The following is a 21656-nucleotide window of genomic DNA, read 5'->3' on the forward strand; positions in this document are numbered from 1 at the left end:
GCCTCCACCGCCACGGTCACGACGGGCGAGGTCGGTCGACGACGGTGACGTCGTGCCGAGCAATCCCAGACTGCTCCCCCGCGTCTGAACAGGCAAGAGGACGCCGGGTTGTCGCCTCAGCCGAGACGTCCGGAGAGCCTCTCGAGCCGGTGCAGGCTCGCCCCGTCCAGACCCACGACGCGCACACGCTTCCCGCGGGCCGCGTACTTGGCCTGCACGGCGTCGAGGGTCGCGACGGTGGACGCGTCCCACACGTCGGCGTCGGACAGGTCGATCACCACCGAGTCGGGGTCGCCGGCGTAGTCGAACCGGTGGACCAGGTCGTTGCTCGACGCCCAGAACAGCTCACCCGTGACGCGGTAGGTGCGCTCCGTGACACCGTCGCGCTCGCCGTCGGTGACGTCGATCCGGGTGAGGTGGGCCACGCGCCGCGCGAACGCGACCATCGCGGTCAGCACGCCGAGGATGACGCCGACGGCTAGGTTGTGGGTCGCCAGTGTGCCGACGACGGTGACCACCATGACGAGGGTTTCGCTGCGCGGCATCAGCCGCAGGGTTCGCGGCGCGATGCTGCGCCAGTCGAACGTCGTCACCGCGATCACCAGCATCACCGCAACGAGCGCCGCCATCGGGACGGCGCCGACGACGTCGCCGACCGTCACGCACAGCACGAGCAGGAAGGCGCCGGCGAGGAAGGTGGAGATGCGGGTGCGCGCCCGCCCCTCCTTCACGTTGATCATCGTCTGGCCGATCATGGCGCAGCCGCCCATGCCGCCGAAGACCGCGCCGGCCATGTTCGCGACGCCCTGACCCCACGCCTCGCGGGTCTTGTCGGAGGGTGTGTCGGTGATGTCGTCGACGAGTTTGGCGGTCAGTAGGGACTCGAGCAGGCCCACGAGCGCGAGCCCCAACGCGAACGGCGCGATGATCGTCAGCGTCTCCCACGTGAGCGGCACGTCCGGGATCATCCAGGTCGGCAGCCCGGACGGCAGCTCACCCTGGTCGGCGACGTCGGGGACGTCCAGGTGGAACAGCGCCACGACCCCCGTCAGCACGACGATCGCGACGAGCGGCGCCGGAACCGCACGCGTCAGCTTCGGCACGAACACCACCATCGCGAGCCCCGCGGCGACCAGCGGGTACACCAGCCACGGGACGTCGATCAGGTGCCGGATCTGGGCGCTGAAGATGAGGATCGCGAGGGCGTTGACGAACCCGATCATCACCGACCGCGGAATGAACCGCACCAGCCGCGCCAGGCCGGCGACGGCGAAGAGGATCTGGAGCGCACCCGCCAGCCACACCGCGGCGATCAGGTAGTCGATGTCGTGCGAGGCGACGAGCGGCGCCACCACCAGCGCGGTAGCCCCCGCGGCCGCGGACACCATCGCGGGCCGTCCGCCGACGAACGCGATCGTCATCGCCATGATGCACGAGGTGTACAGCGCCACCTTGGGATCGACCCCGGCGATCACCGCGAACGAGATCACCTCGGGGATCAGCGCCAGCGAGGTGACCAGACCCGCGAGGGCCTCGGTCGTCAGGCGGCGGGGCGAACGGAACGCGGCCCGGACGGATGACACGTCGGCCGGGGTGGAGAGGGTGTCGTGCACCGGGTGAGTTTAGGGACCGATCCTCCCCGGCCCCAATCACCAATCCCAGACGCGACTACCAGGAGCCGGTCCGCAGAACGATCTCGCTGGCCAGCTCCGCGGCCGCCTTGGCGGGAACGTCGTCGACGCCGTCGAGCTGAACGATCCGGAACTCCGAGTAGGCGTAGCGGCCACTCGCGTCGGCGCACGGGCGGCCCAGCGAGGTACCGACGACGACGGTGGTCGGCAGCTCGACGGCGGGGCATGCGGCGTCGAGGACGGCGCCGTCGGCACCGGGCACCGCCGGGTGTCCGCGGTCGGCGACGATGAGGCTCGCGAAGCGCCCGAACGTCTTGGCGGCCAGGCGCCACGCCAGTTCCGCGCCCGCACCGGCGCCGACCAGGTTCACCCACGGCAGCTTCAGCTCGTCGAGCATCGCGATCACCGACGGCTCGTCGAGCCCGTCGATGGTCTCGGGAACCACGGTCCGCAGATCCGAATCGTGCAGTCGCGAGCAGACGGCGTCGAAGACGTCGGCGGGCGCGCCCGCGTCGGGAAGCAGCAACACCGTGTGCCGGCTCTCCGGTCCCCCGATACGGACCGTCAAGGTCCCACTACCCACCGCAACGTTCGTCGACTCCATGGCTGAAAACGGTACGCGATCCACGTCACGAAATCGGACACCTATCCGGGATAGACCTTGCCGATGATCTCCTTGGCCATCGTGGTCGCCGGGTCCTGGCCGTTCGCGGCCGGAGCCAGGTTGGCCCACACCACCAGCGTCACCTTGTTCACCGGGTCGTGACCCATGAACGAGTTGAACCCGGGAAGCTCACCCGTGTGTCCGAACATCGGGCCCATCTTCGCTATGCCCCAACCGTATTCGGCCGAGCCGCTGTCCGGGCTCGTGGGCTGCACGCTGGCGAGCCGCTGGGCCTGCAGGTCGGGCTTCAGGAGCTGCCCGCCGACGAGCGCCTGCACCCACGTGACGAGGTCGTCGGCGGTGGAGATGCCGGCGCCGGCCGCCCACGCCCACGACGGGTTGACATCGGTGACGTCGTTCGGCTGGAGGGTCCCGTCCTTGGCGGCGTTCTGCATGGCCTCGGGCAGCGCCGGATCGGTCAACGTGTCCATGTTGGTCCCGTACACGTACCCCCGCGAGTAGCGCGCCGGAATCGTGTTGTCGGTGATGTCGGGGAACGACGTCCCGGTCAGCCCCAGTGGACCGAAGAGCCGCGACTGGAAGATCTGCGGCAGCGGTTTGCCGTCGAGGGCCTCGGCGATGAGGCCGAGCAGCACGATGTTGGTGTTCGAGTAGTGGTAGCCCTGCCCGGGAGGGAAGTACGGCGGATTCGCGAACCCGAGCGCCAGCAGTTCGTCGGGCTTCCACTGCTTCTGCGGGTCGTTGTCGAGTGTCTCGTTGAGCTCGGCGGTCTCGGTGTAGTTGAAGAGCCCGCTACGCATGTCGAGTAGCTGCTCGATCGTGATGTTGTCGCCGTTCGGGACGTCCGGGCGGTACTTGGACACCGGATCGGTCAGCGCGATCTTGCCCTCCTGGACGAGCTGCAGGATCACCGTGCCGGTCATCGTCTTGGTGTTGGAACCGATGCGGATGTGTTCGACGGTGTCGACCGGGGAGTCCTGGCCGCGGACCCCGGTTCCGTACTTGACCGTGAGGTCGCCGTCGGGAGTCTTGAGTATCGCCACGGCACCCGGGATCTGGAGGTCCTTCGCGACGCCGGCGACGACGTCGTTCAGCCCGGTGGCGTCGATCTTCTGCAACGCCACGGTCGATGATGCGGCGGCGCTCGTCGACGTGGTGGTCCCCGTGCCGGACTCGTGGGTCTCGTGCGACTCGTTCGACGAGCATCCCGCGATCACCAGGGCGACGACCACCGCGCCGCATGCGATACGAACGCCCGTCCCCGCATCGAATCTGTTGCGCACGTCGACACTTCCTCACCATCGGCGGTCGAGCTTCTGACGTCGTTCCGCAGCCTAGGCGTGCGTAACCCGCATTGCGGGGCGAACACGTGAAACCGAAACGCGAGCGCGCCTCCCGGTTGACCACGTCCGACGCAACTTCTATGGTTAGTTACATGAGTAACGAACCAATCAGCCTCGCGACGGTGGGACCGCGATGCTGAGCGATGAGGGCAAGCCCCTCTTCCAACAGATCGCGGAGCTCGTGGAGAACGCGATCATCGACGGTTCACTGCCGGAGGAGTCGCAGGCACCTTCGACCAACGAGTTGGCGGCCTTCCATCGAATCAACCCGGCGACCGCGGCGAAGGGACTCAACCAGCTCGTCGCCGACGGAATCCTCTACAAGAGAAGGGGAATCGGCATGTTCGTCACCACGGGAGCACGGGATGCGCTCCGGTTCCGCAGGCGCGAGCAGTTCGCGGCGCAGTACGTCGCACCGCTCGTGCGCGAGGCGGACAAGCTCGGAATGAGCATCGCCGAACTCAAATCCATGCTGGACCAATGGGAGGAACGTCCATGACCATCACGGACATCGGCCGGGACACGCTCGTCTCGGTCCGCGCTGCCGGGAAACGCTACGGCGACGTCACCGCACTCGAGGACGTCTCGTTCGACCTGCAGGCGGGGAAGATCTACGGACTGCTCGGGCGCAACGGCGCGGGCAAGACCACGCTGATGAAGATCCTCACCGGCCAGGAGCTGCCGAGCAGCGGGGAGGTCAGCGTGTTCGGTGGGGCACCGTTCGAGAACGCGGACGTCCTGCGGAACGTGTGCTTCGTCAAGGAGAGCCAGCGGTACCCGGACGACTTCAAGGTCAAGCACGTGCTCACCGCGGCGGAGCTGCTGCTACCGGGATGGGACGGCCAGTTCGCCGGCCGATTGATGGACGACTTCCAGCTCCCCGCCAATCGCCGCGTCAAGAAGCTCTCGCGCGGCATGACGTCGGCGCTCGGCATCGTCATCGGGCTGGCGTCCCGCGCACCGCTGACGCTGTTCGACGAGCCGTACCTGGGCCTCGACGCGGTCGCGCGCCAGCTGTTCTACGACCGACTGCTCGCCGACTACGCGGACCATCCGCGCACGGTCGTGCTGTCCACGCACCTGATCGACGAGGTCGCCGACCTGCTCGAACACGTCATCGTGATCGACGGCGGCCGCGTCGCCACCGACGCCGACTCCGACGACCTGCGCAGCCGGCACGTGCTGGTCAGCGGCCGGGCCACGGCGATCGACGCCTTCACCGTGGGCAGGACGGTCCTGCACCGCGAGGACATCGGCGGCTTCGCCCGCGCCACCGTGCGGGGCACCCTCTCCGCGTCGGACCGCGCCGAGGCGGCACGATCCGACCTCGAGCTGTCGCCGGTTTCCCTGCAGCAGATCACGATTCGCAACGCACTCGACGGCCGAACCGACACCGGCAAGGAGACCCGATCATGACCGTCGCCACCCTCACCGCCGCTCCGGCGCATCCCTCCCCCACCGGCGCCCGACGACTGCTGGCAGTCTGTCGCCTTCACGTGGTGTCGTGGCCACTGCTGCTGGCCGCGCCCGCCGCGATCCTCGCCGTCACGTTCGCCATCAACCTCACGATCTTTGCGCTGATCGACTCCGAGGGCGAGACCCACGGCACGGGCGCGGTGCTCTCGCTGTACGGCTTCGTCGTGGCGTTCTATGCGCAGGCGATGACGCAGACGTTCCCGTTCGCGCTCGGATTGGGCGTGACGCGGCGCCAGTTCTTCACCTCGACCGCCGTCGTCGCGGTCGTCCAGTCGATCGCCTTCGCCGCGGTGCTGCAACTGCTGTCGGTGGTCGAGGCCGCGACCGGCGGGTGGGGCGTCGGGATGCGGATGTTCGGCGTCCTCCGCTACGCGACGGATTCCGCTGTGCTGCAGACCGTCACCCTGTTCGCGAGCCTGTTGCTGACCACGTCGATCTCGATACTGCTGGGCGCGGTGTACCAGCGCTGGCGGACCCCGGGTCTCCTGATCGCGGGAATCGGCACGATCGGGGTCCTCGGACTGGCCGCTGTCGTCGTGACGTGGGCGCGCTGGTGGCCGGCGATCGGGTCGTGGTTCGTCGATGCCCCGAGGGCGACGGTCCTCGCAGTGGTGCCGTTGGCCGCCGCCGTCGCGGCGATCGCCGGGAGCTGGGCGGTCCTCAGGCGAGCGACGACCTGATCGTGGGCAGACCGCTCGGCGCGCCGCCACCCAGCAGCGCGTCGAGCGCGTCGATGTCGAGGTGCTGTTCCACCAGGTCGGCCAGCAGATCCAACTGCGCCTCCCGCACCCGCGCGACGTCGGTGTCGGGCGCGACGCGGAACCCGGTCCGGCCGGCCGCCTCCGCGACCTCGGTCAGCAGCCGCCGCCGGAACGCGTCGTTCTCGAGCAGACCGTGCCAGTGGGTGCCGCGGACGCTGCCGCGCACGCTGCCCTCCTTGACGCCGCCGGCGGCCGTCAACAGTGGGGCGTCGCCGGTGCGTCGGACCCGACCGTGATGGATCTCGTAGCCGCGCACCGGAATTCCGCCCACGTCGCCGTCCACCTGCGCGAGCACCTTGTCGGCGGCGAACTCGATCTCGAGGTCCAGCAGGCCCAGGCCCGGGACCACGCCCGCACCGGATTCGACACCGTCGTCGATCACGCCGCCCAGCATCTGGTAGCCGCCGCAGACGCCGAGGATCGCGCCGCCGGTCGCGGCGCGGCGCGCCAGGGCGTCCGCAATGCCGCTGCGCCGCAGCCACTCCAGGTCGGTGACGGTGGACTTGCTGCCCGGCAGCACGACCAGGTCGGCGTCGGCCAGCCGCGACGGGTCGCTCACCCAGTGCACCGCGACGCCCGGTTCGCAGGCGAGCGCCTCGACGTCGGTGGAGTTGGAGATCCGGGGCAACCGGATCGCCGCCACGCGCAGCCACTCGTCGCCGAGCGGCGGCCCGGGGCGTCCGACGGGCGCGTCGCCGACGACGCCGAGCGAGTCCTCGGCGTCGAGCCACAGCCCCTCGGCGAACGGGATCACGCCGAGCGTCGGGCGCCCGGTGAGCGCGGTCAGCTGGTCGAGGCCCGGCTCGAGCAGGCTGACGTCGCCACGGAACTTGTTGATCACGAACCCGGCGATCAGCGCCTGATCCTCGGGCGAGAGCACCGCGACGGTGCCGAACAGGTGTGCCAGCACTCCCCCGCGGTCGATGTCGCCGACCACGATCACCGGCAGCTGCGCGGCCTGCGCCAGCCCCATGTTCGCCAGGTCCGTCGCCCGCAGGTTGATCTCGGCGGGCGAGCCGGCACCCTCGCAGATCACCACGTCGAACTCGTCGCGCAGCGACGCCAGTTCGTCGGCGACGATCCCGCGCAGCCATTCCCGGTGGGTGATGTAGTCGCGGGCACCGACGGTGGTGACGGCCTTGCCGCGGACGACCAGCTGCGACGTCCGGTCGCCGCCGGGCTTGAGCAGCACCGGGTTGAACCGCACGCTCGGGTCGAGCCCGCACGCCCGCGCCTGCAGCGCCTGCGCCCGGCCGATCTCCCCGCCGTCGAGCGTGACGACGGAGTTGTTCGACATGTTCTGCGCCTTGAACGGCGCCACCCGCACCCCGCGCCGCGCCAGCATCCGGCACAGCCCGGCGACGAGGACGCTCTTGCCGGCGTCGGACGTGGTGCCGGCGACCAGCATCGCGCCGGTCAGCGCCGCGGTCACGGCAGCGTGAGGATCTCGTTGCCCTCGTCGGTGACGACGATGGTGTGCTCGAACTGCGCCGTCCACTTGCGGTCCTTGGTGACGACCGTCCAGCCGTCCTCCCAGATGTCGTAGTCGACGGTGCCGAGGTTGATCATCGGCTCGATCGTGAACACCATGCCGGGCTCGATGACGGTGTCGACGTTCGGCTGGTCGTAGTGCAGGATCACCAGCCCGTTGTGGAACGTCTCGCCGATGCCGTGGCCGGTGAAGTCGCGCACGACGCCGTACCCGAAGCGGTTGGCGTACGACTCGATGACCCGGCCGATGACGTTGAGTTCGCGGCCCGGCTTGACCGCCTTGATCGCGCGCATCGTGGCTTCGCGGGTGCGCTCGACGAGCAGGCGGTTCTCCTCGGAGACGTCACCGGCGAGGAACGTCGCGTTGGTGTCGCCGTGCACGCCGTCGATGTAGGCGGTGACGTCGATGTTGACGATGTCGCCGTCCTGGATGACGGTCGAGTCGGGGATGCCGTGGCAGATCACCTCGTTCAGCGACGTGCAGCACGACTTCGGGAAACCGCGGTAGCCCAGCGTGGACGGGTACGCGCCGTGGTCGCACATGTACTCGTGCGCGATGCGGTCCAGCTCGTCGGTGGTCACACCGGGGGCGACGGCCTTGCCGGCCTCCTGCAGCGCCTGCGCGGCGATCTTGCTCGCCACCCGCATCTTCTCGATGGTCTCCGGGGTCTGCACCCACGGCTCCTTGCCCTCACGGGCCGTCGCCTTCCACACGTACTCGGGACGCTCGATGTCCTTGGGGACGGCGAGGACGGGTGAGACGGTTCCGGGGACGAGAGCGGTGCGAACAGACATGGGTCCAGGGTAGACCGCCGAGCCGCCGCGAGGTCCGCGTGGCCGCTGCACCGGCCGCGAGGGCGCGTCGGGCATAGGGTGCAAGGACCGCCTTCCCGACCTGAGGAGTACGCCCATGCGAGGAACCGTCATCCACGCACCGCGGGACATCCGGTTCGAGGAACTGCCCGACCCGCGGATCGTCGAGGACACCGACGCGATCATCCGAGTCGTCGCCACGTGCGTGTGCGGCTCGGACCTGTGGCGCTACCGCGGCATCACCCCGGTCGACGAGCCTCGCCCGATCGGCCACGAATACGTCGGTGTCGTCGAGGAAGTCGGTGGCGCGGTCACCACGGTCGCGCCCGGACAGTTCGTCATCGGATCGTTCCTCGCGTCCGACAACACCTGCGCGCACTGCCGCTACGGATACCAATCATCCTGCCGACTAGGAGAATTCGTCAACGGATGCCAGGCCGAGTACGTCCGCGTGCCGCTGGCCGACGGCACCCTCGTCGCGGTTCCCGACCGGCCGGACGAGGCCCTGATCCCGAGCCTGCTCGCGCTCTCCGACGTCATGGGGACGGGCTGGTACGCGGCGGCGGCCGCCGAGGTACGCCCGGGCTCGACGGTCGTGGTCGTCGGCGACGGCGCGGTCGGGCTGTCCGGCGTGCTCGCCGCCAGGGAACTGGGCGCGGAACGGATCATCGCGATGAGCCGGCACACCAACCGTCAGAAGTTGGCTGTCGAGTTCGGCGCCACCGACATCGTCACCGAGCGCGGCGAGGAGGGCGTCGCCCGGGTCGCCGAGCTGACCGACGGAGTCGGCGCCGAATCGGTTCTCGAATGCGTCGGCACGAAGGAGTCGATGTCGCAGGCACTGCGTTGCGCCCGTCCCGGCGGCAACGTCGGCTTCGTGGGAGTGCCGCACGGCGTCGAGTTCCCCGCCCGGGAACTGTTCGACACCCACATCGGCGTGCGCGGCGGGTCGGCGCCCGTGCGCCGCTTCCTGCCCGACCTGATCGGCCGGGTGCTCGACGGCCGGATGGAGCCGGGCAAGGTCTTCGACCTCACACTGCCGCTCGATCAGGTGGCGGAGGCGTACCGGGCCATGGACGAACGGCGCGCGATCAAGGTGCTGCTGCGGCCCTGACCTGCCAACCCGGGGGGTCATCGGGAGCAGAGCTGTGTCCGGCCAGCGATCCGGAACGCCGCGGCCTCCGGACGTCACGCGCCCTCCCACAGCCCTCTGGATGATACGGGGAGCATCGATCCGGCCTCGTCGCGACGAGTTGATCAGCCAGGAACTCTCGCACTGTCTTTCGCGTAGCGACACGCCCGACCGGTCACACCGGTGCGTCGAGTCGTTACACGATCCTGCTGGACTCGACTCCGCGTGACGGTCCAGACTGGACCTGCGAGACGGTCGTTCGAACCGGGCATACAGACGACACCCTTCCGCGTCGGGCCTTCGTTCACTGCTGGACACCGGGTCCCGGTGAAACACCAATCCGACCCGGCATGCGGGACGAAAGTTCGCTGTTGGGGCCGAACCGACTTCCGGCGTTCGCCCATCGCCGAGCCCACGCGAACCGACACCATCGAAGCGGCCGCCATGCCTTCGGTGTGGTTCGCGGCCGTGGCCAGATCATCCAACCCGGCGCGAAACAACCTTCTCTCATGGCGTCCTTCGCCCGAGACAGGAGACCACCATGCACACGGAGACTCACTCGTCCCGCGAACGCGAGGCCGGCGGCACCACGCTGAGGCCCAAGGAGGCCGATCTCGTGCTCGCTGGTGGCGGCGTCAAGGGCCTCGGACTCGCGGGAGCTGTCGCCGCGCTGACCGAGGCCGGAGCCAAACCCCAGAGAATCTCCGGCACCTCCGCCGGCGCTGTTGTCGGCGCGCTGGTGGCGTCCGGGCTGACGGGCCGGGCGCTGAAGAACACCGCCCTCGGCATGCCCTACGCGGACTTCCTCGACCCGGCACCGTTGGAGCGTGTCCCCGTCCTCGGGCCGGCGCAGGCGGTGCTGCGCGGCAGCGGCATCTACAAGGGGGACTACGCCCACGAGTGGATTCGTAACGAACTGGCCGAACGGAACGTCCACACGTTCGGTGACCTCAAACTCGACGAAAAGGACTACCTGTGGCTGCCACGCGAGCGGCGGTACAAGCTCGTCGTCACCGTTTCGGACGTCACGCTGGGCCAACTTGTGCGGCTGCCCTGGGACTACGAATCACTCTACGGACTGAACCCCGACGAGCAATCGGTCGCCGACGCGGTCCGTGCGTCGATGTCCATCCCCTTCTTCTTCCGCCCGGTCCGATTGACCAACGACAAGACGAAGGTGACATCGACGCTGGTGGACGGGGGCCTCCTGTCGAACTTCCCGATCGACTCACTCGACCGAACCGACGGCGAGGAGCCGCGATGGCCCACCTTCGGGATCACCGTGCTACCCAACCTGCCCGCGGGCAACGACAAGGTCATCCCGCTGGGGCCGTTGGCCCCACTGGGGCGGCTTGCGCGGCTGGGAGCACCGCACCTGCTGGAGCTCATCGTCTCCACCATCCTGGTCGGCCGCGACCAGGCATACCTCAACCAGCCATGGGTGAACGACCGTGCCATCCGCGTGGATTCGACCGACGTGGGTGTTGTCGAATTCGATATCGGAAGGCCCAAAGCCGAGGCGCTCTACGCGAAGGGCTACGAGGCAGCGCAGGCCTTCCTGAAGGAGTGGGATTGGGAGGCGTACCTCAAACGCTACCGGGCGTAACGGGGGCCGCACCACAGCGCTGCCGGTGCACGGATGCGCTTTCCACGAAAGTGGGTATGGTGAGCGGTCAACCTGGTCAGAAGTGAGGGTGACAATGGGCCAGCAGTCGCGGGCCGCCGAACGTCGGTGGGCTCCGGTCAAGGTCAGCAAGGTCGTCTCGACCCGTTCGGACGACATCGTCCACGTCGAGGCCGAACTCCACGGCGACATCCATCCGGAGTGGGCCCGGGCATTCGAGCGCATCAGCCGGAGCAGGCAGTCCGATCTGCTGCTCCACGCCGACGCCGAGCCGCCACGGATCACGATGACGGCCAGGGGCGATCACGGCGACAGTGTCGAGATCGTGGTCCTGTACGCCGTCGAGGAAGTGAATCTCTACGTGCGACTCACGCTCGAACTCGTCGGACGGTAGCACCGGCGTTCAGCGCAGTTCCGTCACGAACGCCATCCGGTCACCCCGGTACAGCGACCGGACGCGCTCGATCGGCACACCGTCGGCGTCGCGGGAGACGCGGTGCAGTTTCAGCATCGGCATCGCGGTGCTCGACTCGACCAGGCCGGCCTCCCGCGGGGTGGGCAGGGCGGTCTCGATCCGCTCGGTGGCGGTGGTGAACTCGATCCCCTTCGCGCGGATCGCCGCGTACAGCGAGGTCTCCGGATCGAACGTGTCCGCGAGGTCCGGGAACCGGCCCAGCGGCAGGTAGGTGCTCTCGAGGCCGATGCGTTCGCCGTCGGCCAGCAGCACACGCTCGAGGTGGATCACCGGGTCGCCGATGGCGATCTCCAGGATCTCCGCGAGCTTCTCGTGCGCGTCGATCTCCTCCCACCGCACCAGGATTCGGCCCGGCTCACGGCCCTGACTGAGCGCGCCCTCGGTGTAGGACCCGAGCGACAGCGGCTGCACCAGCTTCGGCCGCGCGACGACCGTGCCCCTGCCTCGACGCTCGACGCGTCCGGCCACGAGCAGTTCGTGCAGCGCCTGCCGAACCGTCTCCCGGGAGACGCCACAGCGGGCCGCGAGTTCCCGCTCGGCGGGCACCGGGTCGCCCTCGGACAGTTCCGCGAGCAGGTCCTCCACATGCGTCCGCACGACGTAGTGCTTGGGCAGGCTCTCGGCGGTCATCGCGCCGCCCGCCCGACACGCACCCGACGCGCCACCGCGAGGATCTCGTCGATCGACGGCGCCTGCGCGCCGGGCACTTTCGCGCCGTCGTCGTACCGGCGCAATCGGACTGCGTCCGACCACCAGGGGTGCGACACCCATTCCTCCGCGACGGCAGGGCCGCCCTGGTGCCGCAATGTCGCCATCGACTCCGACGACAGCGTCCCGACGTACGCGGGATCGGTGGCCGCCAGGTACCGCTTGGCCGCGACGTGCGCCCCCGCCAGCCAGCCGACCCGCTCACCGAACCGCGGCGTGAGCCAGGCCCGGGCGACACGATCGTGCGGCGCGTCGGCGGGCGCGGCCGTCAGCGGACTGCGCGCCAGATCGTGCAGCGCACTGGCCAACACCAGGTCGTCGTCGGCTCCGTCCGCGATCGCCCGGCCGGCGGACTGGAGCGCGTGGTCGAGTTCGTCGACCGCCTCGCCGTCGAACACCCCACAGAGCGAATTCAACAGCGCAGCAGCCTCTTCGAGTACGGCGGAATCGTCGTTCACGCCTGTCAGCCTACACAAATTCCGGTCTATACCAATTGTTCATCTGGCGTTTCCCGAACGTCCCCCAGTTGGTCTAGACCAATGTTCAGGCTGTGTCCCATGCGAATTGCAATTGTGGGCGGAGGAATCCTCGGCACGGCGCATGCCGACGAGGCCATCCGACGCGGACACGACGTCGTCCATCTCGAACGCGAACTCGAAGCGCGCGGTGCCACCGTACGCAACTTCGGATTGGTCTGGGTCTCCGGCCGGGCCGAGCACGAACTCGACGCCTCGCTGCGTTCCCGGGAACTGTGGGCCGACCTCGCCCGACGCGTGCCCGAGATCGGCTTCCGCACCGCCGGGTCGATGACGCTGCTGCGCACCCCCGAGGAGGTCGCGGTCGCCGAGGACATGGCGGCGCGCGCCGACGCCGACGTCCGCGGCTTCAGCCTGCTCGAGCCCGACGCGGTCCGCACGGTCAACCCCGCGCTGCGCGGCAAGTTCCTGGCCGGTCTGCACTGCACCCGGGACGGCGCGGTCGAGTCCCGGATCGCGCTGCCCGCGATCCGCCGCCACCTCGCGACGTCGGGCCGGTACGAGTTCCACGCCGGCACCGAGGCCCGCGAGATCACCACCGGAGCAGCGGGCGTCCGCATCCGCGACGACCACGGCCGCACCTTCGAGGCCGACCTCGCCATCGTGTGCCCGGGCGCCACCCTCGGCGGGCTCGCCCGGGACCTGGCCGGCGACCTGCCGCTGCGCCGGGTCCGCCTGCAGATGATGCAGACCGCACCGCTCGGCGAGGCCCTGACCACCGCGATCGCCGACGGCGACAGCATGCGCTACTACCCGGCCTTCGCGGGATCCACGCTCGACGCCCTGCGCGACGCCCAACCCCAGGAGCCCACCGCGGCCGAGCACCGCATGCAGTTGCTGTGCGTGCAGCGCCTGCACGGCGGCCTCACCATCGGCGACACCCACGAGTACGACGAGCCGTTCGACTTCGACGTCGACGAGGCCCCGTACCGCCACCTGACGAGCGTCGTCGAGGAACTCCTCGGCCGGCACCTGCCGCCGATCGTCAAGCGCTGGGCCGGCGTCTACAGCCAGTGCCTCGACCCCGCCCAACTGGTGCATCGCGCCCAGCCCGCCGACGGCGTGTGCGTCGTGGCCGGACCGGGCGGACGCGGCATGACCCTCGGCCCGGCCCTCGCCGAACAGACCGCCGACCAACTGGGCCTGTAACCCCGACACCTCAGGAGAGACCGTGACCACCATCAAGCTCGCCGTCCTCGACATGGCCGGCACCACCGTCGCCGACGACGGCCTCGTGCTCCGTGCGTTCGACGCCGCCGGAGCCGCCGCCGGGCTGCCCGCGACGGGCCCCGAGGCCGACGCCGCCCGCCGGTACGTCCTCGACACGATGGGCCAGTCCAAGATCGTCGTGTTCCGTGTCCTGTTCGGGGACGAGGACCGCGCCCAGGCCGCCAACCGCGCGTTCGAGACCGAGTACGACCGCCTGGTCGACGAGGGCGGCGCGGCCGCGATTCCCGGTGCCGCCGAGTCGATCACCGCGCTGCGCGATGCCGGCGTCCAGGTGGCGCTGACCACCGGCTTCAGCCGCACCACCCAGGACAAGCTGCTGGCGGCGCTCGGCTGGCAGACGCTCGCCGACCTGACGCTCTCCCCCGCCGAGGCGGGACGCGGTCGCCCCTACCCCGACCTGATCCTCACCGCCCTCATGCGTCTCGGCGTCGACGACGTGAAGGACGTTGCCGTCCTGGGCGATACCGCCAGCGACATCACCAGCGGCCGACGGGCGGGCGCGAGCATCGTCGCCGGCGCGCTGACCGGCGCACACGACGAGCAGCAGTTGCGCGCCGCCGACCCGACCCACGTCGTGCCGTCGGTCCGCGAGTTCACCGATCTCGTTCTCTCGCACTGAGCTTCTTCCCGAGTTCTTCCGTCACCGTTCGAATCCCTCACCCAGACAGGAAATCCGAATGCGCAAGAACACCAAGCTTTTCCGCGTCGGCGTCGCAGCCGTCGCCATGACCACCGCGGCCCTCACTCTCACCGCGTGCGGCGGCACCGGCGCGGCGGCCGGCACCGGCGGCGAGACCGTCACCGTCTACAGCGCCGACGGCCTCGCCGGCTGGTACAAGACGCAGTTCGCCGCGTTCACCGAGGAGACCGGCATCGCGGTCAACCTCGTCGAGGCCGGCTCCGGCGAGGTCGTCTCCCGTGTCGACAAGGAGCAGTCGAACCCGCAGGCCGACGTCGTGGTGACGCTGCCGCCGTTCATCCAGAAGGCCGAGGCCCAGGGCCTGCTGCAGCCCAGCGGCATCGACACCTCCGCGGTGCCCGCCGGCGTCCATGACCCGGCCGGCCAGTACGTCCCCGTCGTCGACAACTACCTGTCGTTCATCGCGAACCCCGGCGCGAACCCGGCCCCCAAGACGTGGGACGACCTGCTCTCCGACCAGTTCAAGGGCAAGCTGCAGTACTCCACCCCGGGCCAAGCCGGCGACGGCACCGCCGTCCTGCTGCTGCTCCAGCACCTGATGGGCAAGGAGGGCGCGCTCGACTACCTGTCGAAGCTGCAGGCCAACAACGTCGGACCGTCGTCGTCGACGGGCAAGCTGCAGCCCAAGGTCAGCAACGGTGAACTCCTGGTCGCGAACGGCGACGTCCAGATGAACCTCGCGTCGATCGCGGACGACGGCTCGAAGTTCGAGATCTTCTTCCCCGCCTCCGCCGACGGCAAGCGCACCACCATCGCGCTGCCGTACGTGATGGGTCTGGCCAAGGGGGCCCCGCACTCCGACGAGGCCAAGAAGCTGATGGAGTTCCTGCTGTCCGAGAAGGCGCAGCAGTCCGTCGCCGGTGACGCGCGCGGCGTGTCCGTCCGCACCGACGTCCGCGCGGCCGCGGGCAACTCGACGGACCCGTCGACCCCGACCGGTCTGGTGAACGGCGTCGAGGTGTGGACCCCGAACTGGAACGACGTCCTCGCCTCGCTGGACGCCGACATCGCCGCCTACCAGAAGGCAACCGGTAACTGACATGCCACGATTCGAGCCCGGGCGGTCCCTCCGCACCACGATCGGCAAGGCACCCGACCCGGCGTCGGGCGAGGCCGACTCGTCCCTTCCGGCCATCACATTCGACCGGGTGAACGTCGCGTACGGACACGGACGCGGGGCCACCCGGGCCCTGATCGACTTCAACCTCCGCGTGGCGCGCGGCGAGACCGTCGCCCTGCTCGGCCCCAGCGGCTCGGGCAAGTCCACCGCGCTCAAGGCACTGGCCGGGTTCACCCGACCGGTGTCGGGCACGGTCCGCCTCGGCGGCCGGGACGTCACCGACCTGCCGCCCGCCAAGCGGGGTATCGGCGTCGTCGTCCAGTCGTACGCCCTATTCCCGCACATGCGGGTCGCCGAGAACGTCGCGTTCGGTCTTCGCGCGCACCGGGTTCCGCGCGCCGAGATCGCCGGCCGCGTGTCCGACGCCCTCGCGATGGTCGGGATGTCGGCGTACGGCAAGCGCTTTCCGCGCGAGCTGTCCGGTGGCCAGCAACAGCGCGTGGCGATCGCCCGCGCGCTGGCGATCCGGCCGAAGGTGCTGCTGCTCGACGAGCCCCTCGCGGCCCTGGACGCGCAACTGCGCCAGAGCATGCTCACCGAACTGCAGGAGTTGCGGGCCGCGCTGCCGGACACCGCGATGCTGTACGTCACCCACGACCAGTCCGAGGCCCTCGCGCTCGCGGACCGGATCGCGGTGATGCGCGACGCCCGCCTGGTGGACGTCGACACCACCGAGAACCTGTGGAAGCGCCCGCCGAGCAGCTTCACGGCGGCGTTCCTCGGGGGCGCGAACCTGCTGCCGTGCAACGTGACCCGCGTGATCGGGACGTCGGCGCTGGTCTCGGTGGGCGGCACGCCCGTCACCGCACACGCCCCGCAACCCGAGATCGGCCGCACCGAATGGGAGTCCGACGCCGACGCGCTGCTCTGCCTGCGCCCGCACGCGATCACCCTCACCTCCCCCGCCGAGCGTGGGGCGCTGCCGGGCCGGATCGTCGCCAGCGTGTGGCGCGGCGCGTCGACCAGAGTGACGATCGCGCTCCCGAGCCTGCCCGAAACACCGATCGACGTCGACGTCCCCGGCCACGACGAGCGTCCCGTCGGCACCGAGGTCGGCATGCGGTTCCCCGAGCGCGGTGCCGTGCTGGTGCCGGTTCCGAGGGTGGCGTCGTGACCGCCGTCCTCGAACCCCCCGTCGTCGACGAGGCACCGCTGCGTAAGGAACCGTCCCGCCGGCGGTCCGGGCTCTGGGTGCTGCCGCCGCTGCTGCTGGTCGTCGGGTTCGCGGTCTACCCGATGGCCCGGGTGCTGGCCGAGTCCACCGTCACCGACACCGGCCGCGGCTGGTCCACCTGGTCCGAGGTTCTCGGGTCGGCGTCGTTCCGGAACGCGTTGTGGCGCACCGTCGAGGTGGCCGTCGCATCTACGCTGGGCTGCCTCGTCCTGGGCACCTTCCTGGCGCTCGTGCTCGCCTTCGTGCCGTTCCCCGGGTCCAAGGTGGTGGGCCGGCTGATCGACACGATCCTGTCGCTGCCGTCGTTCCTCGTCACGCTCGCGTTCACGTTCCTCTACGGCACCGCCGGCGCCGTGAACGCGCTCATCACCCGGATCACCGGCGCCGAGCAGGGGCCGCTGAACTTCCTGAACACCCCGCTCGGCGTGATCGCCGCCGAGATCACGTTCTTCACGCCGTTCGTGGTGCGTCCGCTGCTGGCGGCGTTCTCCCAGATCCCTCGCGACCAACTCGACGTCGCCGCGAGCCTGGGCGCCTCGCCGCTGCGGGTGCTGCGTCAGGTGGTGCTGCCCGAAGCATGGCCTGCGATGATGGCCGGCGGATCGCTCGTACTGCTGTTGACGCTCAACGAGTTCGGCATCGTGCTGTTCACCGGCGCCAAGGACGTCATGACGCTGCCGGTGCTGATCTACACGCACGGCATCGTCACGTTCGACCTGCCCGGCGCGGCCGTGATCGCGACGGTCCAGGTGGCGCTGTCGCTCGCCCTGTACGGCGGCTACCGATTCCTGTTCGCCCGACTGATGGGAGGCAGCCGTGCTGCTGTGGACCCGACGCGCTAGGTATCTGACGCTCACGTTCTTCGCGGCGGTGGTCGCGATCGTGTTCGTCGCGCCGATCGCGACCGTGATCGCGGCCGCCCTCGCGGGGGCCTGGAACGGGCCGTTGCCGTCGGATCTCGGGACGAAGAACCTGTCGGCGGCGCTGTCCGACGAGAACCTGGCCAGCATGATCGTCAGCCTGCAGACCGCGATCATCGCCGGCGGACTCGCGCTCGTCGTCGGAACCTGGGCGGCACTCGCGGCGCGGGAGGCGCCGACGTGGCTGCGCAAGGTCACCGACGCGGTGTTCCACCTGCCCGTCGCGCTCCCGTCGGTGGCCATCGGTCTGGGTCTGCTCATCGCGTTCAACGAGCGACCACTGCTGCTGGGTGGCACCAAGTGGATCGTCATCCTCGCCCACGCGGTGCTGGTGCTGGCGTTCGCGTTCAGTTCGGTCTCCGCGGCGCTGGATCGCTTCGATCCCGCCTACCGGCAGGCAGCCGAATCCCTGGGTGCCGGGCCGGCCCGGGTGCTGCTCCGGATCACGCTGCCGCTGCTGGTGCCCGCCCTCGGCGCCGCCGCCGGCCTGTCCGTCGCGCTGTCGATGGGCGAGCTGGGCGCCACGATCATGGTGTACCCGGCGACGTGGAAGACGTTGCCGGTAGCCATCTTCGGACTCACCGACCGTGGACAGGTGTTCCAGGCCGCCGCGAACACCACCCTGCTGCTCCTGGTCACCCTCCTCGCCCTGCTGGTGCTCGGGCGGATCCGGGGCCGCGGCGCGGCGCGCTGACCCCGCTCGGTCTGATCGTCCATTCTTCGCTCCGCCGCGCGGAATCCCGCGTCCCCGGGCCAGGAATAGGCGATCAGGCCGAGAACGTATCCTGCTCGCCCGCCCGCCGGACCGGAGTAAGTTCCGGACGCTTCGCGACGCGACCGGCGCCCGACGACGTTCCGCGCACGCGGCGCCCGAGCCACGGCCCGAGGAACCGGACCGCCCAATCGGTGTCGGAACGGATTCGCCCGAGCACGGTGACCGGCGGCAGCGGACCCAGACTGTCCTGCCAGCTCAGGTCGGTGCCGGGCACTCCCAGCACCGTGGCCGCGGCCGCGGCCAGACGGTCGTGTCCATCCGCGTTGAGGTGCAGTCGATCCCAGCTCCACAGCCGCGGGTCCGTCGCGACCGGGTACACCTCGAGGTCGATCACCGCGACATCGTGGCGTGCCGCGGCCGCCCGGATCTCCGTGTTCAGCGCCGAGATCCGGGCCATGATCGCGCGGCCGCCCGGCATGCCCGCCCCGAGCGTGGGGAACGCCATCGTCAGCACCCGGGCACCCGACGCGGTCAGCGCCTCGAACGCGATCTCCAGTTCGGCTGCGATCGCGACAGGTTCGAACTTCGGTCGCAGCAGGTCGTTCACGCCGGCGACGACGGATGCCAGGTCGGGTTCCAGCGCCAACGCCGGGGCCAACTGCTCCTCCCGCACCTGGCGGGCCAGCCGGCCCCGGATCGCGAGGTTGGCGTAGAGCATCTCGGGGTTGATCTCCGCGAGCCGCTCGGCGAGCCGGTCCGCCCAGCCTCGGTAACCCAGCAGGTCGTCGCCGTCGTTGAGTCCTTCGCTCTGGCTGTCACCGATCGCCACGAACCGACTGAACACGGTCCCTCCTCATCTCAGCTTCCGCGGTGCGACGAGCCTAGACCTCGTGTCCTCCCCCGCCGAACACGCTCCCGGCGATGGCAGACTCCTCGGCGACCACCCACGCGAGCAAGGAGACCCATGAACAGCGTGCACTGGCGCACCCACCTCGCCGAGGTCGACTGGCCGACGCTGGAGCACGCATACGGCGATGCGAGCGATGTGCCCGGCTGGATCGAGGGGCTGGCCGACGCGGAGACGGTCGAGGAGTCGCTGCACGAGCTGTGGGCGGCGGTGTTGCACCAGGGCACCCTCTACGACTCGACCGCGCCGGCGATGGCGTCGATCGCGTCGCTGCTCGGCGCACGGCAAGCCGCGGATGCGGAGGGCACCGCGTGGCTGCTGCTGATGTTCGCCGACGCGGTGCACGACTACGAACAGGTCGAGGTGGACGACACCGAGACGTCCGCCCTGGTCCGGTCGGCCCGAGACTCGTTGGCCGGGATCGCGGCGCTCGTACGACCGCTGATCGCCGACGACGGCTCCGAGGCCGCGGCCGCCGCGCTGCTGCAGGCCGCGGCGCGCACGACCGCGCCCGCTGCCCTCGACACGCTCGCGGCGCGGGCGAGCACGCGCCCGTCGGCGCAGGTCGAGCAGGCATGTGTCGCCGCGCTCACCACTCTCGGTGTCGACGTCTCGGCGGCGCTCGCCGACGCGGATGCCGGCCTGGTGATGGCGGCGACCCTCGCGCGGATCGCGGCCGGCGGCACCGACAGCGCCGACCTCGACACGCTGGTAGCGGGATGGGAGCTCGCCGTCGAGGTCGCGCCGCACATCGCGTTCGGTGTCGGAAACCTCCCCGAGTGGTTGAGCGCGGTCAACCCCGAGGCATCGGCTCACGTTCTGGCCGCGCTGCCGACGCCGGACGAGACGACGATCGCAGGGCTCGTCGATGTCGTCCTCCGTTCCCGCAGCAGCGCTCCGGCGGCGGTCCGGCGTCTGCTGGCACTCGCGGCGCTCCCCGACGCCGGGCCGGAGACGATGATCGCAGCGCTCCGGCAGTGCCCACCCACGCCCGAGGTCTGCGACTCGCTCGTCGCCCTCGCCGAAGAGGTCACTGCCGGGGGAAGCTCCGCCGTCGGGTCGAGCACGTTCGACACGGATGCTCGGGCAGATGCCGCCCTCGCCCTGCTGCGAGCCGGCGACGGACGATGGGCTCGCCCGATGGCCCAGGCCCTGCTCACGAACCCCGCCGCCCGCGGCCTCATGGTTGCCACCTCCGCGTCGGGGCGTTCCGCGCTCGGCTACGCACTCGTCCGCGAGCAGGCACCGTCCGCCACCATGCTCGTCGCCGGTATCCGGCAGGCGCTGCGCCAACAGCCACCGGCCGATCCGGCCCGCGACGGCGCCGGACACTTGATCGACCTGCTCGGCTCGTGGCCGGCCGAGGCCGCCGCCGGCGCATTGCCCGAGGTTCGGGAGCTGCTGCCGGTCGCGCCGAAGCAGGCCGCCGCCGCGCTCGCGGCGTGGGGCGACGCCGCGAGCATCGACCGCATCCGCGAGGTCGGCGTCACCGGCGACGCGACCGTGCTCCTCGCCCTCGCACGGCTGACGAAGGATGCGGACGACTTCCACCGCGTCCTCGACGCCGACCTCGAGTACAGGGAGTCGGAGGTGCTCGCGCACTGGGCCGACCGCACCGACCCGCGCTTCCTCGGCTGGTGCCGCAGCCTCGTCGGCGAGGAGCCCGCGACGAGCGACTACCAGCGAAGCGACCAGACCACCGCGCTACGCATCCTCGCGGCCGTCGACTCGGGCGAGGCCGCCGCCGGGTGGCCTGTGCTGCGCGGCATCATCGACGCCGGTCGCGGTCCGATCGAGGAAGCCATCGGTCTCGCGCTCGATTGGCGGGCCCAGCAGGTGCTGGCGCCCGAGGCGCGGACCGACCTCGAGGCGTTGCTCGCCGATCTCGTGGTCACCGGCCGCAAGGACTACAACGGTCCGCTCGTCAAGACGAGCGCCGCCGCCGCGATCGCCGTCCTCGACCTCGGGCTGCCCCTGCCCGGATCCCCCGCGCGCATCGCGAAGGTGGTCGCGGGTGCCGTGTCCGACCGGTGGGCGCGCGACGCCGGCCTCAAGCTCGCCGAGCGGCTGGCGGCCGCGCCGGCACCGGTTCGCCGCGCGGCCGCGAAAGGGCTCCGGTCCCTCGTGGACCGCGACGAGCGATTCGACTCCAGCGGCGACGTCGCGGTCGAGGACACGCGAGCCGTTGCCCGCCTGCGCCCGATCCTGCACGAGCTGGAGACCGCGTGACCGAACCGAGCCTGAGCGCCCACTCCTGCGCCGAGACCGCGGAATT

Annotated in this window: 21 protein-coding genes and 1 pseudogene; 14 read left to right on the forward strand and 8 right to left on the reverse strand. The window is 70.3% G+C overall.

The window, feature by feature from the left end; translation table 11 throughout:
- Window positions 1–116 precede the first annotated feature (116 nt).
- From EGT67_RS10305 to EGT67_RS10315, 3 genes are read right to left on the reverse strand one after another with little or no spacing between them, the layout of a single operon-like run.
- On the reverse strand, window positions 117–1613 hold the full coding sequence (locus EGT67_RS10305) for a SulP family inorganic anion transporter (RefSeq protein ID WP_127915968.1): 1497 nt from the start codon (window positions 1611–1613) through the stop codon (window positions 117–119).
- A gap of 55 nt (window positions 1614–1668) precedes the next feature.
- Window positions 1669–2235, reverse strand: a complete 567-nt coding sequence (locus tag EGT67_RS10310) for an alpha/beta fold hydrolase (RefSeq protein ID WP_127915969.1) — start codon at window positions 2233–2235, stop codon at window positions 1669–1671.
- 41 nt (window positions 2236–2276) lie between these two features.
- On the reverse strand, window positions 2277–3539 hold the full coding sequence (locus EGT67_RS10315) for a serine hydrolase domain-containing protein (RefSeq protein WP_241565963.1): 1263 nt from the start codon (window positions 3537–3539) through the stop codon (window positions 2277–2279).
- Window positions 3540–3735: 196 nt separating this feature from the next.
- On the opposite strand from EGT67_RS10315, the gene EGT67_RS10320 reads away from it, so the two are divergent.
- The 4 genes and pseudogenes from EGT67_RS10320 (at window position 3736) to EGT67_RS10330 (ending at window position 5755) form a co-directional block, all read left to right on the forward strand.
- Entirely contained in the window at window positions 3736–4098 is a 363-nt protein-coding gene (locus tag EGT67_RS10320) for a GntR family transcriptional regulator (protein ID WP_127916072.1), read from the forward strand.
- Window positions 4099–4214: 116 nt separating this feature from the next.
- Window positions 4215–4523: pseudogene (locus EGT67_RS25645) on the forward strand (ATP-binding cassette domain-containing protein); the annotation flags it as partial.
- A complete protein-coding gene (locus EGT67_RS25650) occupies window positions 4515–5015 on the forward strand; it encodes an ATP-binding cassette domain-containing protein (protein WP_476742039.1) in 501 nt (166 codons plus the stop codon). The pseudogene EGT67_RS25645 and the gene EGT67_RS25650, both read left to right, overlap by 9 nt.
- Window positions 5012–5755 carry an ABC transporter permease gene (locus EGT67_RS10330; RefSeq protein ID WP_127915971.1) on the forward strand — a complete coding sequence of 248 codons (744 nt, stop codon included), beginning with the start codon at window positions 5012–5014 and terminating at the stop codon, window positions 5753–5755. Before EGT67_RS25650 ends, EGT67_RS10330 begins: the two co-directional genes overlap by 4 nt.
- Here the strand turns inward: EGT67_RS10330 and EGT67_RS10335 are convergent.
- On the reverse strand, window positions 5736–7244 hold the full coding sequence (locus EGT67_RS10335; protein WP_127916073.1) for a cobyric acid synthase: 1509 nt from the start codon (window positions 7242–7244) through the stop codon (window positions 5736–5738). The genes EGT67_RS10330 and EGT67_RS10335 overlap by 20 nt on opposite strands.
- Window positions 7245–7264: 20 nt before the next feature.
- Window positions 7265–8122: a type I methionyl aminopeptidase gene (gene map / locus EGT67_RS10340; protein WP_127915972.1), complete on the reverse strand. Its 858-nt coding sequence runs from the start codon at window positions 8120–8122 to the stop codon at window positions 7265–7267.
- A gap of 115 nt (window positions 8123–8237) precedes the next feature.
- Between map and EGT67_RS10345 the strand changes: the two genes are divergently transcribed.
- The 3 genes from EGT67_RS10345 to EGT67_RS10355 all read left to right on the forward strand — a co-directional run bounded on the left by EGT67_RS10345 (window position 8238) and on the right by EGT67_RS10355 (window position 11290).
- Complete coding sequence (locus EGT67_RS10345; protein ID WP_127915973.1) at window positions 8238–9254, forward strand: zinc-dependent alcohol dehydrogenase family protein; 1017 nt, start codon at window positions 8238–8240, stop codon at window positions 9252–9254.
- 559 nt (window positions 9255–9813) lie between these two features.
- Window positions 9814–10878 (forward strand): patatin-like phospholipase family protein, encoded by a 1065-nt coding sequence (locus EGT67_RS10350; protein ID WP_127915974.1) that lies wholly within the window; start codon window positions 9814–9816, stop codon window positions 10876–10878.
- Window positions 10879–10960: 82 nt separating this feature from the next.
- Entirely contained in the window at window positions 10961–11290 is a 330-nt protein-coding gene (locus EGT67_RS10355; RefSeq protein ID WP_241565964.1) for a hypothetical protein, read from the forward strand.
- Between the two features lie 9 nt (window positions 11291–11299).
- On the opposite strand, the gene EGT67_RS10360 is transcribed toward EGT67_RS10355, so the two are convergent.
- Window positions 11300–12001 (reverse strand): GntR family transcriptional regulator, encoded by a 702-nt coding sequence (locus EGT67_RS10360; RefSeq protein WP_127915975.1) that lies wholly within the window; start codon window positions 11999–12001, stop codon window positions 11300–11302.
- Window positions 11998–12537, reverse strand: coding sequence for an HD domain-containing protein (locus EGT67_RS10365; protein WP_127915976.1), 540 nt, complete (start codon window positions 12535–12537; stop codon window positions 11998–12000). Before EGT67_RS10365 ends, EGT67_RS10360 begins: the two co-directional genes overlap by 4 nt.
- A gap of 99 nt (window positions 12538–12636) precedes the next feature.
- Here EGT67_RS10365 and EGT67_RS10370 point away from each other — a divergent pair, with 99 nt between their 5' ends.
- From EGT67_RS10370 to EGT67_RS10395, 6 genes are read left to right on the forward strand one after another with little or no spacing between them, the layout of a single operon-like run.
- Window positions 12637–13764 carry a TIGR03364 family FAD-dependent oxidoreductase gene (locus EGT67_RS10370; protein WP_164877524.1) on the forward strand — a complete coding sequence of 376 codons (1128 nt, stop codon included), beginning with the start codon at window positions 12637–12639 and terminating at the stop codon, window positions 13762–13764.
- Between the two features lie 22 nt (window positions 13765–13786).
- Window positions 13787–14464, forward strand: coding sequence for a phosphonatase-like hydrolase (locus tag EGT67_RS10375; RefSeq protein ID WP_127915978.1), 678 nt, complete (start codon window positions 13787–13789; stop codon window positions 14462–14464).
- Between the two features lie 58 nt (window positions 14465–14522).
- The gene (locus EGT67_RS10380; RefSeq protein ID WP_127915979.1) at window positions 14523–15584 is read left to right on the forward strand and encodes a 2-aminoethylphosphonate ABC transporter substrate-binding protein; all 1062 of its coding nucleotides are present in this window, start codon (window positions 14523–14525) and stop codon (window positions 15582–15584) included.
- A gap of 1 nt (window position 15585) precedes the next feature.
- Window positions 15586–16779 (forward strand): ABC transporter ATP-binding protein, encoded by a 1194-nt coding sequence (locus tag EGT67_RS10385; RefSeq protein WP_127915980.1) that lies wholly within the window; start codon window positions 15586–15588, stop codon window positions 16777–16779.
- Window positions 16776–17681: a 2-aminoethylphosphonate ABC transporter permease subunit gene (locus EGT67_RS10390; protein ID WP_127915981.1), complete on the forward strand. Its 906-nt coding sequence runs from the start codon at window positions 16776–16778 to the stop codon at window positions 17679–17681. The genes EGT67_RS10385 and EGT67_RS10390 overlap by 4 nt, the downstream gene beginning before the upstream one ends.
- The gene (locus EGT67_RS10395) at window positions 17656–18453 is read left to right on the forward strand and encodes an ABC transporter permease (protein WP_127915982.1); all 798 of its coding nucleotides are present in this window, start codon (window positions 17656–17658) and stop codon (window positions 18451–18453) included. The genes EGT67_RS10390 and EGT67_RS10395 overlap by 26 nt, the downstream gene beginning before the upstream one ends.
- A 73-nt stretch (window positions 18454–18526) precedes the next feature.
- Here EGT67_RS10395 and EGT67_RS10400 read toward each other — a convergent pair whose 3' ends face one another.
- Window positions 18527–19318 (reverse strand): SGNH/GDSL hydrolase family protein, encoded by a 792-nt coding sequence (locus EGT67_RS10400; RefSeq protein ID WP_127915983.1) that lies wholly within the window; start codon window positions 19316–19318, stop codon window positions 18527–18529.
- Window positions 19319–19438: 120 nt separating this feature from the next.
- Between EGT67_RS10400 and EGT67_RS10405 the strand changes: the two genes are divergently transcribed.
- Window positions 19439–21610 (forward strand): hypothetical protein, encoded by a 2172-nt coding sequence (locus EGT67_RS10405; RefSeq protein WP_127915984.1) that lies wholly within the window; start codon window positions 19439–19441, stop codon window positions 21608–21610.
- Window positions 21611–21656 lie beyond the last annotated feature (46 nt).

This window comes from Prescottella agglutinans (assembly GCF_004011865.1).
Taxonomy (GTDB): Bacteria; Actinomycetota; Actinomycetes; order Mycobacteriales; family Mycobacteriaceae; genus Prescottella; species Prescottella agglutinans.

Excerpts from the sequence above, each read along its gene's own strand:
- EGT67_RS10385 (WP_127915980.1), top strand. The coding sequence starts at position 15,586 with ATGCCACGATTCGAGCCCGGGCGGTCCCTCCGCACCACGATCGGCAAG.
- EGT67_RS10360 (WP_127915975.1), bottom strand. The coding sequence starts at position 12,001 with ATGACCGCCGAGAGCCTGCCCAAGCACTACGTCGTGCGGACGCATGTG.
- EGT67_RS10405 (WP_127915984.1), top strand. The coding sequence starts at position 19,439 with ATGAACAGCGTGCACTGGCGCACCCACCTCGCCGAGGTCGACTGGCCG.
- map (WP_127915972.1), bottom strand. The coding sequence starts at position 8,122 with ATGTCTGTTCGCACCGCTCTCGTCCCCGGAACCGTCTCACCCGTCCTC.
- EGT67_RS10330 (WP_127915971.1), top strand. The coding sequence starts at position 5,012 with ATGACCGTCGCCACCCTCACCGCCGCTCCGGCGCATCCCTCCCCCACC.
- EGT67_RS10370 (WP_164877524.1), top strand. The coding sequence starts at position 12,637 with ATGCGAATTGCAATTGTGGGCGGAGGAATCCTCGGCACGGCGCATGCC.
- EGT67_RS10310 (WP_127915969.1), bottom strand. The coding sequence starts at position 2,235 with ATGGAGTCGACGAACGTTGCGGTGGGTAGTGGGACCTTGACGGTCCGT.
- EGT67_RS25650 (WP_476742039.1), top strand. The coding sequence starts at position 4,515 with ATGACGTCGGCGCTCGGCATCGTCATCGGGCTGGCGTCCCGCGCACCG.
- EGT67_RS10380 (WP_127915979.1), top strand. The coding sequence starts at position 14,523 with ATGCGCAAGAACACCAAGCTTTTCCGCGTCGGCGTCGCAGCCGTCGCC.
- EGT67_RS10335 (WP_127916073.1), bottom strand. The coding sequence starts at position 7,244 with ATGCTGGTCGCCGGCACCACGTCCGACGCCGGCAAGAGCGTCCTCGTC.
- EGT67_RS10345 (WP_127915973.1), top strand. The coding sequence starts at position 8,238 with ATGCGAGGAACCGTCATCCACGCACCGCGGGACATCCGGTTCGAGGAA.
- EGT67_RS10350 (WP_127915974.1), top strand. The coding sequence starts at position 9,814 with ATGCACACGGAGACTCACTCGTCCCGCGAACGCGAGGCCGGCGGCACC.